General features: G+C 45.9%; 13 protein-coding genes. 6 read left to right on the top strand and 7 right to left on the bottom strand.

All coding sequences use genetic code 11. The features are described 5' to 3' along the window. Positions 1-9: 9 nt before the first annotated feature. The 4 genes from A3K86_RS12815 to A3K86_RS12800 are packed head-to-tail and all read left to right on the top strand — an operon-like array spanning position 10 to position 2446. Positions 10-375, top strand: coding sequence for an ArsC family reductase (locus A3K86_RS12815; RefSeq protein WP_068331537.1), 366 nt, complete (start codon positions 10-12; stop codon positions 373-375). A 14-nt stretch (positions 376-389) separates the two neighbouring features. Next, entirely contained in the window at positions 390-1520 is a 1131-nt protein-coding gene (dapE, locus tag A3K86_RS12810) for a succinyl-diaminopimelate desuccinylase (protein ID WP_068331536.1), read from the top strand. Further along, positions 1520-2218 carry a M15 family metallopeptidase gene (locus A3K86_RS12805; protein ID WP_107270332.1) on the top strand — a complete coding sequence of 233 codons (699 nt, stop codon included), beginning with the start codon at positions 1520-1522 and terminating at the stop codon, positions 2216-2218. The genes dapE and A3K86_RS12805 overlap by 1 nt, the downstream gene beginning before the upstream one ends. Then, entirely contained in the window at positions 2219-2446 is a 228-nt protein-coding gene (locus A3K86_RS12800; protein WP_068331535.1) for a DUF2897 family protein, read from the top strand. A gap of 105 nt (positions 2447-2551) precedes the next feature. Here the strand turns inward: A3K86_RS12800 and A3K86_RS12795 are convergent, their stop codons facing one another. The 6 genes from A3K86_RS12795 to A3K86_RS12770 all read right to left on the bottom strand — a co-directional run bounded on the left by A3K86_RS12795 (position 2552) and on the right by A3K86_RS12770 (position 9110). Next, positions 2552-3793, bottom strand: a complete 1242-nt coding sequence (locus tag A3K86_RS12795; RefSeq protein ID WP_415860036.1) for a glutamate-5-semialdehyde dehydrogenase — start codon at positions 3791-3793, stop codon at positions 2552-2554. A gap of 52 nt (positions 3794-3845) precedes the next feature. Continuing rightward, positions 3846-4952 (bottom strand): glutamate 5-kinase, encoded by a 1107-nt coding sequence (gene proB / locus A3K86_RS12790; protein ID WP_107270338.1) that lies wholly within the window; start codon positions 4950-4952, stop codon positions 3846-3848. Positions 4953-5201: 249 nt separating this feature from the next. Then, complete coding sequence (gene crl / locus A3K86_RS12785; RefSeq protein ID WP_068331527.1) at positions 5202-5600, bottom strand: sigma factor-binding protein Crl; 399 nt, start codon at positions 5598-5600, stop codon at positions 5202-5204. A 209-nt stretch (positions 5601-5809) separates the two neighbouring features. Further along, on the bottom strand, positions 5810-7069 hold the full coding sequence (gene frsA, locus A3K86_RS12780) for an esterase FrsA (RefSeq protein ID WP_084406599.1): 1260 nt from the start codon (positions 7067-7069) through the stop codon (positions 5810-5812). Between the two features lie 245 nt (positions 7070-7314). After that, a complete protein-coding gene (gene gpt / locus A3K86_RS12775; protein WP_068331523.1) occupies positions 7315-7773 on the bottom strand; it encodes a xanthine phosphoribosyltransferase in 459 nt (152 codons plus the stop codon). Between the two features lie 47 nt (positions 7774-7820). Next, a complete protein-coding gene (locus tag A3K86_RS12770) occupies positions 7821-9110 on the bottom strand; it encodes an NCS2 family permease (RefSeq protein ID WP_068331522.1) in 1290 nt (429 codons plus the stop codon). Positions 9111-10808: 1698 nt separating this feature from the next. On the opposite strand from A3K86_RS12770, the gene A3K86_RS12765 reads away from it, so the two are divergent. Continuing rightward, on the top strand, positions 10809-12269 hold the full coding sequence (locus tag A3K86_RS12765) for an aminoacyl-histidine dipeptidase (protein ID WP_084406598.1): 1461 nt from the start codon (positions 10809-10811) through the stop codon (positions 12267-12269). A 291-nt stretch (positions 12270-12560) separates the two neighbouring features. On the opposite strand, the gene dinB is transcribed toward A3K86_RS12765, so the two are convergent. Beyond that, on the bottom strand, positions 12561-13628 hold the full coding sequence (gene dinB, locus A3K86_RS12760) for a DNA polymerase IV (protein WP_269747614.1): 1068 nt from the start codon (positions 13626-13628) through the stop codon (positions 12561-12563). Between the two features lie 237 nt (positions 13629-13865). On the opposite strand from dinB, the gene A3K86_RS12755 reads away from it, so the two are divergent. Continuing rightward, complete coding sequence (locus tag A3K86_RS12755) at positions 13866-15098, top strand: GGDEF domain-containing response regulator (RefSeq protein WP_068331519.1); 1233 nt, start codon at positions 13866-13868, stop codon at positions 15096-15098. Positions 15099-15118 lie beyond the last annotated feature (20 nt).

Genomic DNA, 15118 nt, shown 5'->3' with positions numbered 1-15118 from the left:
GTCAGCAAAATGAACACAACTGCATACGGCATCAAGAACTGCGACACAATCAAAAAAATGAAAAAGTGGTTTGAAGCAGAAAACATTGAATACCAATTTCACGACTACCGCGTCGATGGCCTAGATCAAGCGATGCTTGAAGCATTTGAAAGCGCACTAGGCTGGGAAGCGATGGTCAACAAACGTGGTACAACCTACCGCCAACTTACGGATGAGCAAAAGGCTGGGTTGAACCGTGAAAACGCGATTGCATTAATGTTGGAATTCCCAGCGATGATCAAACGCCCGCTACTGGTTCACAACAGTGAACATCACCTAGGTTTTAAACCTGCGCAATACCAAGAAATCTTTGCTGCTCAACTGGCGGCGAAATAAGGAAGGATACAAGGATGTCAGATAGCCCGGTCATTGCACTGGCCAAAGACTTTATCAGCCGCAAATCGGTCACTCCCAAAGATGCAGGCTGCCAAGACGTCATGATTGAACGTCTTGAAAAACTCGGCTTCACTATTGAAACCATGGTGTTTGAAGATACCACTAACCTGTGGGCACGCCGTGGCACTGAAGCACCACTGTTTGTGTTCGCGGGTCATACCGATGTGGTCCCTTCAGGCTCTGTTGACCAATGGCACACGCCACCGTTTGAGCCAACCATTATTGATGGCTACTTACATGGTCGTGGCGCCGCAGATATGAAAGGCTCATTGGCATGTATGATTGTCGCCATTGAACGTTTCTTAGCACAACACCCCAATCATAAAGGCTCAATTGCCCTACTGATCACCTCTGACGAGGAAGGGCCATTTATCAATGGTACCACTCGGGTGATCGATACCCTTGAAGCGCGTAACGAGAAAATCGATATGTGTATCGTTGGCGAGCCTTCAAGTACCCACCACGTCGGTGATGTCGTGAAAAACGGTCGCCGAGGCTCTATCACAGGTGATCTGCTCGTCAAAGGGACGCAAGGGCATGTGGCATACCCACACCTTGCGGATAACCCGGTTCATCGTGCCATGCCTGCACTGGCAGAGTTGGCAGCAACGAAATGGGACAACGGCAACGACTACTTCCCACCGACGAGCTTCCAAATTGCCAATGTGGCTGCCGGTACTGGGGCGTCTAACGTGATCCCTGGAGAGTTTGAAGTTCAGTTTAACTTCCGTTTCAGCACTGAGCTAACCGATGAGGCAATCAAACGCAAAGTTCACTCGGTACTTGATGCTCATGGCTTGGATTACGATCTCAAATGGACTTTAAGCGGTCAGCCATTTTTGACCGATCATGGTACGCTACTTGATGCCGTGGTAGCGGCGATTGAAACCGTCAACCACAAGAAGCCTGAGCTGCTCACGACGGGCGGCACATCCGATGGTCGCTTCATTGCCCGAACGGGTGCACAAGTGATCGAGCTTGGCCCTGTTAACGCCACCATTCACAAGGTGAACGAATGCGTCAAAGTCGCCGATCTTGAGAAGCTGACCGATATGTACCAGCAAGTATTGGAAAACATCCTCTAATGGCAACCACGCCAACTCAAGCCCATCGTATTAGCGATGGGCTATTAACAGGTCAAAGCCAAGAGCACCTTGTGCCTGTTCAACAACATCAGATCCATCAAGGCGTAGTCTCAGCTTTCACTGCGATGGCAAACGCTGCCCAGCAAGCGGGCTTTGAACTAACGATTGCCAGTGGCTTTCGCTCGTTTGAGCGCCAACAGATGATTTGGGATAACAAGTTTAATGGCCTGCGCCCTATCCTTGATAGCAATAGCCACCCCCTTGATCCCAACAAGCTTACCGATGAACAAAAAATCGAGGCGATTTTGCGTTGGTCTGCGTTACCGGGTGCAAGTCGCCATCATTGGGGAACCGATATCGATGTTTACGCACGTAACTGCTTGCCAAAAGACACCCAACTGCAATTAGAACCTTGGGAATACCAAACTGGCGGTCACCAAGCTGAATTTGCTGACTGGCTTGATCAAAATATGGCGCAGTTTGAGTTCTTCTTGCCCTATCAACACGATTTAGGCGGCGTTGCCAATGAGCCTTGGCATTTGAGCTATCACCCGATCAGCCAAACTTTGATGCAACAACTGACCCCAGAGTTGCTTCATCGCACACTTAGTCACAGCCAAGTCGCTGGAAGGTCGCAGATTTTGGCAAACCTTGATAGGCTTTATAACAGGTATATCGTTAATATCTGTGAGGTCTAAATGGAATGGCTATTCAACCCTTGGGTGATCACTGCCATCATTATCAGCGTGGTCGTCAGTAATATCATGGCTCTAAAATACACAGCCAATATGAAGTTTACTGAGCGCGATAAGATCAAGTACCTAAAAGAAAAGCATGCGCGAGAACAAGCGCGGAAAGAGGAAGAAGAACGCGAAAAAGCAGAGCTTGCGGAAAAACAAGCCAAACTTGATAACAGCAATAAGTAACTTATTGCCAGTAGCGCGTTCCAATAGCAAAGAGTAAAAAAGGTTGCCGAGGCAACCTTTTTTGATAGTTAAACTATGCGATTAACAAATATTACGAGCTAGGTATTACGAGCGACAAAGGTAATCAGCTTGCCCTACCCACTTGTAGCTTGTCAGCTCTTCCAGCCCCATAGGACCACGAGCGTGCAGTTTCTGGGTCGATACCGCAACTTCGGCACCTAAACCAAACTGAGCACCATCAGTAAAGCGCGTTGACGCATTCACGTACACCGCCGCAGAGCCTGCCGCATTCACAAATTGCTCTGCAGCCTGAATGTTGTTGGTCAGGATTGAATCTGAGTGGCTCGCATTGTGCGTACGCATGTGGGCAATCGCCTCTTGTACGTCTTTCACCACTTTCACGCCAAGCGTAAAGCTCAGCCATTCAGTATCAAAATCACCTTCTTCAACATGACGAACATTGCTCGCCTTGCCTTCAAGCAATTCAAACGCCGCTTGATCAGCAACAAAAGCCACTTTCGACTTATTCAAACGCTCAGCCAGACGCGGTAAGAAAGCTTCCGCAACTTGCTGGTGAACCAGTAACGTATCCAGAGCATTACACGCTGATGGACGTTGTACCTTACTATTCTCAACCACATCTAAAGAACGTGTAAGATCTGCGCTTTCATCAACAAAGACATGGCTGATACCAAAGCCGCCAATGATCACTGGGATGGTGCTGTTCTCTTTACACATCTTGTGCAAGCCTGCACCACCACGTGGAATGATCATATCAACGTATTGATCAAGACGAAGTAGCTGCGACACTAACTCGCGATCTGGTTTTTCAATGTATTGCACCGATGCCGCTGGTAAACCGGCTTTTTCCAGCGCCACTTGGATCACTTTCACTAGCTCCATATTGGAGTAGAACGTCTCACGACCGCCGCGCAAGATACTGGCATTACCGGTTTTTAAACACAGTGCCGCAATATCAATAGTTACGTTTGGACGCGCTTCATAAATCACACCCACAACGCCCAGAGGTACACGACGACGACTCAAACGCATCCCGTTTTCCAGTACGCGGCTATCGAGCTCTGCGCCCACAGGATCGTTTAGACTGATCACATTACGCACATCGTTAGCAATCCCCGCTAAACGTGCTTCATTAAGCAATAATCGGTCAATTAGCGCTTCTGTCATGCCCGATTCGCGAGCAGCGTTAATGTCTTTTTCGTTAGCTGCCAGAATCACATCTTGGTTAGCTTGTAGCTCGTCAGCGATGATCGCCAGCGCGGTATTCTTTTGCTCGGTGGAAGCGGTCGCCAGTTCAAATGCTGCTTGCTGCGCCACTTTACCCATTAATTCTAAATTCACAATGCTTCCCTTTATTCGTTTTATGCTGTCGGCTTAATTAAATCACAACCAAATCGTCACGATGGATCGCGACAGGACCGTATTCGTAACCCAAGACTTGGTGGATATCCTGACTGTGCTTACCGGCAATTTTCGCGATGTCTTTACTACTGTAGCGGCAAATACCTCGCGCCAACAATGCGCCTTCAGTCGAATAAATACGAACCACCTCACCACGATCAAACTCACCTTTGACCGAAGTAATGCCTTTAGAGAGCAGACTACTACCACGTTGTTGCACTGCGTTTGCAGCACCTTGGTCAATCACAATGTCGCCCGCTGGTGGAGGTCCAGCCAAAATCCAGCGCTTGCGGCTTTCTAATGGTGACTCTAGCGGTAAAAAACGAGTACCGACAGATTCATCACCGACGATATCCGCGATCACATCAGGGCGACTACCAGCCGCAATCACCACTTCAATACCCGCACGACGAGCAACATCGGCGGCTTGTAGCTTGGTCGCCATACCGCCAGTGCCTAAGCCACCCACGCTTCCGCCTGCCAATTTACGCAGGGTTTCATCAATGGTGTGAACTTCGCGGATCAATTCAGCATCTGGATTATTACGTGGATCGGCGGTAAATAAACCCGGTTGATCAGTCAACAGAAGTAGCTTATCAGCGCCCGCCAAAATACCCACTAATGCAGATAAGTTGTCGTTATCACCGACTTTGATTTCCGTAGTAGCCACAGCGTCGTTTTCATTAACAACGGGAATAATGCCGTTGTCCAACAACGCCACAATCATGTCACGCGCGTTAAGGTAGCGCTCGCGATCATCAAGATCGGCACGGGTCAGTAGCATCTGACCAACATTCAAGCCGTAGATAGCAAACAAGTGCTCCCACTCTTGAATTAAGCGGCTTTGTCCGACAGCGGCCAGCAATTGCTTGCTCGCCATGGTTTTGGGCAGTTCGGGGTAACCTAAATGCTCACGACCTGCGGCAATTGCGCCAGAGGTAACGATGATAACTTTGTGGCCTTGACGACGAAGCTGAGCACATTGGCGAACTAATTCCACCATATGAGCGCGATCTAGCTTCAAAGTACCACCAGTTAGAACACTGGTGCCAAGTTTTACGACCACTGTTTTTTGCTTAACCATTTGGGTCTCAGACTGGGTTGTCTCAGTTCCCGCGAGGTCCTGCTCTTGAGCATTTAAGTAAGTTTTTTCTGCCATGGGATCAAACAAATTAGTGAACAAATTTTTTGTTCATTCGTTTTATCAATCCCATCTAAAAATCACAAGAAAATACTGCGCGACAGGCAGCATTTTCTTTCATTAACCCTAATTAATGGCACTGATTGCCAAAATTTAGGCAATCAGTATAGAAATGATATGTATTACGGGGAATTAGCCTAATTCAGCTTCAGTGAGATCGTCAGCAGCCGCGATGGTTTGCTCAAAAGTCTCATCCAATACAGAAGTGAGTTTCGGGTAGAAATCATTCAAGGTCTTAAGTACTGCTTCGCTATGTTTGGCAGGTACTTTATCTTCAACCCAATTACCATCAGCATTGTAACGGCCAAAATGATAACGATACTGATAGCCACCTTTGTCACTCTCAGTCATTACCAGCCACCAGCCCCAAAACTCACGTTCTTCAGGCTCTTTTTTGGCACTGATACAACTGGCCAAACAATCAAAGAAGAACTCCCCTTCTTTCGACTGTTGTTGACGCAGGTAAGGGCCAATCGCGGTAAGCTTAGTTACTAAACGTCCATGTGGTGGAAAAGCGGTTTCTGTTGTCATGGCGTGTCTCCCTTCCTTGGTCATGCGCATGTAACTCAAAACTATCAATAGAATTATTAATAGCTTTTACACTCTCTTCTATGCCATTTAAGCCTAAAACCACAGTAGTTAGCAACAATTTATTTACATTATGAGTCAGAATTTTCTGCCTGACTCACAACATAAATCAGCAACTTATACGATTAATCCACGCTGAGCTTGAAGGGAGATCAAGCCAGTTTTTCTTCCAGCCAATCCATAACGGTCAGCATGGTTCGGTGGTATCCATCGTGAAGTGGCTTTTCCGGTAAGGTCATCGCTTTGCCGCCATAACTCGACATCGCAATCAATTCATTATCCATTTCAGGGCACACTGGATCGTTCTTTAAGCTGATCCCTAGCATAGGAACATCAACCTTACGACGTCCTAACAAACCTTGCTGTTTTAGCGACCAAGCTGGCAAATGCGATAACACGCTCTGACGAGATACACCATGCTTACCCATGCGAGAAGCAATCATATCAAGGTACATTTGTGGCATTTGATCCAGTCGCTTAGGTTGAGTCAAGAAGCTGTGGATCACCCCGCCGATACTGACACAAGTTTTCAGGCGGGTTGGTTCTAGAAAACCTAACCGAATAGCAGCATTACCACCAAAACGAAGCCCTAGCATGGCAACACGATGATGATCGACCCAAGGCACATCACGGATTTGTTGCAATAGTGCTTGGTGCAAGCGGCTCGTATCTTCGGTCAGTGACCAACGTGAGCTATGACCGACCGACGGCATATCAAGCGTGACCATGGCAAAACCCGCAGGGCCAAGGTAGTCGCGGTATAGCGGCCATAGATCTGTTTGCAGAGTATCAAGACCACCACTGACAATCACAGTCGGCAGCAATTTATCGGCACGAGGTAAATGGATGTACGCTTGGAAGGTTTTCCCTTCATATTTCACGTCAATGGTTTCCATTCGATATGGGGAAAGCTGCATCGCTTCGTGATAAGTTTGGCTTGATTGAACTTCAGCTTGAGAAGCTAGGCTATCGCCTTTGAGGTGAGGGTATGCGGCAATGCTATAGTAAGTGCTGGCTTTAAGCAGCTCATCAACCGCTTTGTCGTTTTGTTGATTATCAACATGCGCACGGGCTTTTTTATGGTGCTCACCCGCTAACTGAGACCACTCATATATCCAGTTTCCTGGCTTATAGCCCACCACGGTATCGAGCAATTCTTCAGTGGTGCGACGGGCATCGCTGCTTGCCATACGGGCAAACAAGGCTTCCATTTCTAATGGGTCGACCCCTTGCCAAATCCACTGCGGACGACGCAAAGTCCGGTACCACCCATTCTCAGTATCACCATCTAAGGCATTGTGTAACCCCTGACTATGGTTATGCGCGATTCGGACTAAGCTTGAGGTTTCTTTGGATGTCTCGCGTGGGGCAAACAATTTCTCAGATAAGTTAGATTTTGACGGTTCAGACACGATGTTCTCCATGACGAAGGCATTTGTATGAAAGCTGGATCACAAAATGTGACGGATTACTCCTGCAATGTAGGGCAGAAAAACTTTTTCTTCAATGAGAGATGTCTTTTTCTGGTCATACAACGCAAAAGAGACGCCCTAAGGCGTCTCTTTTAAACAATGACATCAAGTAGATCATACTGTTAGCCGAACTACGATCGCCTCATAGTTCGGCAATATAACCAGCTTGATCACTGTAGGCTGGCTTATTTCTTCGCGATTGGATCAACGAAAGTTACAGCCATATCCCACGGCTGTTCAATCCAAGTTTCTTGAGGAATATCAACCACGTAATCATCTACTAGGTGCTTACCAGCAGGCTTAGCACACACAGTTACAAATTTCGCTTTCGGGTACATTTGACGGATCATTTCCGCAGTACCGCCAGTATCTACTAGATCATCAACCACGATGAAACCTTCACCTTCGCCTTCTGCTTGCTTAAGCACTTTCATTTCACGTTGGTGGTCGTGATCGTAGCTTGAGATACAAACCGTATCTACGTAACGGATATTAAGCTCACGCGCTAGAATAGCTGAAGGAACCAAACCGCCACGGCTTACTGCAATGATGCCTTTCCACTGATCAGCCGGCAGTAGTTTTTCTGCTAGCTGGCGTGTGTACATTTGCATGTTGTCCCATGTAATGACGAACTTATTACTCATATCCGATGAACCTCTGAATCAGCGAAACTTGTCACTGGTAATCTTTGTTATAGAAAAATAATTTTAGCAAGAAATAGCGCAGCGATAACCCAAACGCTTGCGTTTACTTCACGTCCTTTACCACTTAGCAGTTTCACTACCGCGTAAGTGATGAAACCAAGGCCGATGCCTTCAGCAATCGAGTATGTTAGTGGCATAAGAAGACACACCACTACAACAGGTGCCGCTTCGGTTAAATCGCGCCAATCAACGCTCACCAAGCCAGACATCATAAGGATGGCAACATAAAATAACGCGCCAGCCGTTGCATAAGCAGGCACCATACCTGCCAATGGGGCAAAAAACAATGCGAAGAAGAATAATACACCAACTGTAACCGCAGTCAGACCAGTACGTCCGCCCACTGCTACACCCGACACACTTTCAACAAAAGACGTGGTATTAGAAGTACCTAGCAAAGCACCCACTGAAGTTGCAGTACTGTCAGCCAATAGTGCGCGGTTTAGGCGAGGTAACTTACCGTCTTCGCCAATCAAGTTCGCTTTTGTTGCGACACCAACCAAGGTGCCTGCCGTATCGAACAGGTCAACAAACAAGAACGCGAACACGATAGAAATCAAACCCACTTCCATCGCACCAGAGAAATCCAGTTGCAAGAACGTTGGCGCAATGCTTGGCGGCATCGACACCACACCGTGGTAAGTCACATCACCAAACAAAATACCCAGCACAGTTACCGCAAGAATAGCCATCAGCACTGCGGCTTTGAAACCACGGTGAACAAGCGCAATCGTTAAGAAGAAACCAAGCGCAGCAAGGGCAGCTGGTAAACTTGTTAAATCACCCACATGCACCAAGGTTGCAGGGTTATCAACAACAATGCCTGAGTTTTGCAGGGCAATAAACGCCAGGAAAAGACCAATACCGGCAGAAATACCCGTACGTAACGCCAGTGGGATCGCGTTAATGATCCACTCACGCACTTTTAATACGCTTAATACAATGAAACACAAGCCAGACAAGAAAACAGCAGCCAATGCCACTTGCCATGTGTGCCCCATCCCAAGAACAACACTATAGGTAAAAAAGGCATTCAAACCCATGCCCGGTGCTTGTGCTACTGGGTAGTTAGCAACAAAGCCCATCACGAAACAACCAATCATGGCCGCCAAACAGGTCGCAACAAATACAGCGCCATGATCCATCCCAGTTTGCGCCAACATGGTTGGGTTAACAAAGATGATATAGGCCATCGTCAGGAAGGTCGTTAAACCTGCCAATAACTCAGTACGGACATCAGTACCGTTCTCTTTGAGTTTAAATAGTTTCTCAAGCATTGCTCTCGATTCCTTGGAGATTGGTATTACGCAGCAAAAGTAAAGGTCAAAAAAGTGTTATCTAAACTCGCGACGAAAACGATTAGGTAATCGTTTGCTATTTCGTGTTTAGGTGCGCAATTATATGCCCCTCCCCGATGAATATCCAGTATTGATATAAAGAGTGATGAAATTTAATGCCAACTGGATAAAAACATAACACTCATTAAGTAATGATATAAAAAACTTATATTAAACATGCAGTTAAAGAGATAATTGCTGTGTGTTTTTTCATCACACTAAAAATTATCTACTTCCTATTAACGAAATTTTCATACCTTTGAACGCTTAATATGGTGCTTAGTGAATAATGTAATCGAATACAGTCTTAAACTTATCATTAATCGCGAGCTTGATATCAGCAGCCCGATTAATCACAAACAAAAAGTAATCACAACTAAGCAAGTCGAAGTAAGTTATTGATCTTATTATTGATAAATCAATAAGCCGCAACCAATTCGCCTTTTGGGAGCTTTACCATCCTCTTTGTTATGACGTTTTTGATCGCAAATTTTACCTATTGGCCTTAATGGTTGGTACAGCTGGAAGCTAGAGAAAAAGTTGGGCAGGAATGGTGCGCGGTACAAGATCAGCAGATAAAAAAACGCCACTCCAAATCGGAGTGGCGATAGAATGTTGCAAATAACTTTGACAGTTATCTTGAATTCTTAAGTAAGGGGGGTGAACAATACTGTTCAAAAGAAAATAGTGTTCATCACGCACTATTCTCAGAAATTAGTAACCGAAGTAGTTCGGGTATTGGAAGTTCGCAGTGTATACAGCGCGGTTGTTCCAGTAAGTTGCAATAGAATCAAATACTTTCATTTTAAATCACCTTTTTCATAAGTTATCCAAACACATGCACTTTCAGCATGGCTCGATTCCTTGGAGCAATTAACCATCACTGGTTACACTTAATCTCAGTTCCGTGGAGGCGATCTCTCGGGTTCATCCTGAACGTTTCGTGTGTTGTTTTCATCTTTTCTTAAGATGGGGAAACTATAACCAAACCGTAATTTACTTACAAGCATTTTCTTTAACTGGATCACACTTTTTCTATTATCCGTCGTTTTTATACGGCTATTTGTAATTTTATTACTTAAGAGTATAAACAACCGCATGCACAATCAAATATCCCGCTATAAGCTGGAATATTTACTCTAATTATGCAGCGATATACATATTATTTACAAGCACGTCAAATACGTATTTCAATATAATGATTTTAATCACCCAATTAACTAGTTGATATCAAACACATTCACTAATTCATCATACATTTATCACCATGCATCCCCACCACTCCAACCTTTAAGAAACGAATTATTGCTACAACACATAAATATTGTGATATCTCCACAACACCTTCTCCTCTCTTTCAAGCCACATTAAAACAAAGGAATAAAAATCAACCGCATTTGGCGCAATTTAGTATCACAAGATCTATGAGGATCTAAAGTCGTGCGTCAGCTAACAAAGGCAAGGAAAAAAGGGATGGATAGTACAAGTTTCCCTGTTCCCCCTATAACCACAGTGGTATGCTTGAATGCAGTTAGACAGTAAGTTGTGCTGCAAAATACTGCTTACTGATATAGATTCGTCTAGCAGATGTCACCTTATTACAAGGATGTCACTGCTGATACTCAAAGGGAGACTGCTGTGTCTGAAATCAGCCAACTGTCACCACAAGCTGTGTGGCAATTCTTCGATCAAATCTGTTCTATTCCTCACCCATCTAAGCACGAAGAGCAACTCGCTCAACACATCATCAAATTCGCAGAAGGCGAAGGTCTTGATGTTCGTCGCGATGACGTAGGCAACGTTTTCATCAAGAAACCAGCAACGCCAGGGATGGAAAATCGTAAAGGTGTTGTTCTTCAAGCGCACATCGATATGGTGCCGCAGAAAAATGAAGATACAGAGCACGATTTCCTTACTGACGCGATTCAACCTTTCATCGATGGTGAGTGGGTTACAGCTAAAGGTACAACCCTAGGTGCGGATAACGGTATGGGCATGGCTGCATGTCTTGCTGTTCTAGCGGCGAAAGATGTAGAGCACGGTCCTCTTGAAGTGCTACTAACTATCGACGAAGAAGCAGGTATGACTGGTGCTTTCGGTCTGAAAGAAGGTTGGTTAGAAGGTGACATCCTACTAAACACTGACTCAGAGCAAGAAGGTGAAGTTTACATGGGCTGTGCGGGTGGCGTTGATGGCGCAATCACGCTAGACATCGCTCGTGAAGCAGTGCCAGCTGATCACCAAGCAGTGAAACTGGTTCTTAAAGGTCTAAAAGGCGGTCACTCTGGTTGTGACATCCACACTGGTCGCGGTAATGCGAACAAGCTACTAGGTCGTTTCCTATTTGGTCACGCTGATGAGCTAGGTGTTCGTGTTCACTCACTAACAGGTGGTAGCCTACGTAACGCGATTCCTCGTGAAGCAAACGCAGTTGTTACTGTACCTGCAGCAAACGCTGACAAACTACAAAGCCTATTCGCTCACTACCAAGAAATCCTAGTGGCTGAACTTGGTCGTGTAGAAACTGACATCAACCTATTTGTGGAAAGCGTCGAGCAACCACAAGATGTTATGGTAGCGAAAGATCAAACGCGTCTACTTTCAGTGCTAAACGCTTGTCCAAACGGTGTACTTCGCATGAGCGATGATATCGAAGGCGTTGTAGAAACATCACTAAACGTAGGTGTGATCACAACGGATTCAGACAAAGTGACTATCCTTTGCCTAATTCGTTCACTGATCGACTCTGGTCGTAGCAATGTTGAAGGCATGCTAAAAGCTGTTGCCGATCTTGCTGGCGCACAATGTGAGTTCTCTGGTGCTTACCCAGGTTGGAAACCAGATGCTGATTCTGAAGTGATGAAGCTATTCCGCGAAACTTACAACGGCATCTACGGCCGCACACCAAACATCATGGTGATCCACGCAGGTCTAGAATGTGGTCTGTTCAAGAAACCATACCCTAACATGGATATGATTTCGTTCGGTCCTACTATCAAGTTCCCTCACTCGCCAGACGAGAAAGTGAACATTGAAACTGTAGGTCTATTCTGGGAGCAAATGGTTGCTATCCTGAAGAACATTCCAGTTAAAGGCTAAGTATCTAACGGATACCAGCAATAAAAACGAGCACCTTCGGGGGCTCGTTTTTTTATGTCTGTATACCCCCTCTAGCTCCCCTTGAAAAGGGGGAGAACAAAAGCGATAAAAACAACAGCACAAAAGCTTTGAGATCCCCTTCCCTTACTAAGGGGAGGGTTAGGGAGAGGTTAGTAAAATTACCCCCTCTAACTCCCCCTTGATAAGGGGGAGAACAAGAGCGATAAAAACAAAAACACAAAAGCTTTGAGATCCCCTCCCCTTATCAAGGGGAGGGTTAGGGAGAGGTTACTACCAATCAAACGACAGCTGCTGCGCCTTCATACCTGTTTCCAAGCCAACACTTAACCCTATCAGGCGGATCTCTCGCCCTTGCTGTCGAGTCAGTGCTTCTTTGAGTAACGGTACGAACTGCTCTTTATCCAGCTTCACTTGGCTATGCTCTACCGTGGTCTGCTGAAAATCGGCAAATTTAATTTTGATCCCTTGCTTAGAGATATTGTGCTGCGGGCGAACTTTGGTTAATCGCTTGTCCAATTCAAGATATAGCTTCTCTACGACCTGCCAACATTCATCATAATCGCGAATGTTGGTGGTAAAAGTGCGCTCGACACCAACGGACTTGCGCTGCCGCTCGACAATCACTTCCCGCTCATCAATCCCGTGTGCTCGTGACCAAAGTGACTGACCAAACTTGCCAAACTGTTGGAGCAATAAGTGTCTGTCATAAGCTTGCACATCGCGGCCTATGTACAAACCTTTATCGTGCAGCTTTTGAATTGTGACTTTACCAACACCGGGGATCTTCTCTAACTTGAGATCGGCGGCAAAGTCAGGAATTTGCTCAGGCGTTACCACAAATTGACCATTCGGCTTATTCATATCAGAGGCAACTTTGGCAATAAACTTCACAGGTGCGATGCCAGCAGACGCGGTCAGGTGCAGCTCTTCTTCAATCGCACGGCGAATATCTTGGGCGATTAAAGTCGCAGAGCCGTGTAATAGCTCACAATCGGTCACATCAAGGTAAGCTTCATCGAGCGATAGCGGTTCAATTTTATCGGTATAACGGGAAAAGATTTCACGGATTTGTTGCGACACTTCCTTGTACACCGACATACGTCCCGGTACTAAGGTTAAGTTTGGACACAGCTTGAAGGCATGACCTGTCGCCATCGCCGAGCGCACACCATACTCGCGGGCAAGGTAATTACAGGTACTGATCACCCCTCGCTGCTCAGAGCGACCACCGATAGCAATGGGAATATCACGCAGACTAGGATCGTCCCGCATCTCAACTGCGGCATAAAAACAATCCATATCAACATGAATGATTTTACGCTGACGCGCTTGTTCCACCTGACTCCCCTACTGCTACGCTGCACTCAACAACTGTTTATTCATACAGTGTAATTATAAGCCGTTCCCATCAGAAAGGAAGCGGCAAAGGCGCGGTTGCTAATAAATCCGTCGTGTTGACCGAATATTCTTGTGAGCGATATCAGAGTCAGACAAATTGGAAGTTACCTTTTGCTCACATTCGTGATTAGAATCTAACGGTTTTATCAGCAGTATGAATACAACAAGGAGAGGACTTTGTGCAATCGCGTATTAGTTGTCGAAGATAGCCAGACCTTTCGTCACTTTCTAGAGCAGCAACTTGAGCAAGCAGGCTTTCAAGTCGTTTTCGCTGAAACACTGCAAGCCGCAGCCGCCATCACTTCTACAGATACCCACTTTCTTTGTGCTGTGCTCGATTACTGCTTACCCGATGGTCAAGACGGTGAAGTCATTGATCTTATCTTAGGACGACAAATCAAGTCGGTCGTTTTAACTGCTCAGTTTAGTCAAAGCATTCGAGAAAAAGTGCTCGCGAAAGGGGTGCTAGATTACCTCTTAAAAAACAGTGCTGAGTCGGTTTCGTATTTGATCCCCTTACTACAGCGCTTACAAGCCAATCACCAACACAAAGTATTGGTGGTGGATGATTCCAAGGTCGTACGTCACCATCTCATCAACCTGTTAGAACGCCAAAACTTAACGGTAATTCAGGCTAGCAATGGCAATGAAGGCTTGCTGCAACTAGAGCGTCATCCTGATATCAGCATGATCATCACAGATAATGATATGCCTGAAAAAGATGGGATCACCTTCACCTACGAAGTACGCCAAACCTATAGCCGTAATCAGATTGCGATTCTAGGTTTGTCTGCAAGTAGTGATCGCTCAATGACGGCGCAGTTCCTAAAAGCGGGAGCAAACGACTTTCTTTACAAGCCATTTAACCAAGAAGAGTTTAACTGTCGGCTACATCATATTCTCAATATGAAAGATACATCCGATAAACTCTACCGAATGGCGAACCAAGATGCTTTAACAGGGCTTTGGAATCGACGGTATTTTTTCAGTCAGCAAGAGAAAATCATCTCGGGGCCGACCAATATTGCGATGATGGATGTCGACTTTTTCAAAAAGGTGAACGATCGCTATGGTCACGATGGCGGTGATACGGTCTTGGTGCAACTGAGCCACCTACTCCAGCAACATTTTGATGACGCAATTGTGGCACGCTTTGGTGGCGAAGAATTCTGTATTCAATATCAAGGGGAGTTTACCGTTTTCTGCCAACGCCTCGATAGAATGCGACTCGCCATCGAGCAGCAGCCTATCGTGTTCAATGGACAAACTATCTGGATCACCATGAGTATTGGTGCTGTTACGGGTACAGCGCCACTCACTGGCAATAAAGTGGATGCTTTACTCTCGATTGCTGATCAACGTTTATATCACGCCAAACAGCAAGGGCGTAATCGACTCATTCATTGCTAACTTCTACGATGTATCGTTAA

It is taken from the genome of Photobacterium jeanii (genome assembly GCF_001650345.1).
Classification (GTDB): Bacteria; Pseudomonadota; Gammaproteobacteria; order Enterobacterales; family Vibrionaceae; genus Photobacterium; species Photobacterium jeanii.
Note: the sequence above shows the minus strand (reverse complement) of the source record. Positions and strands in the feature narration are given on the sequence as shown.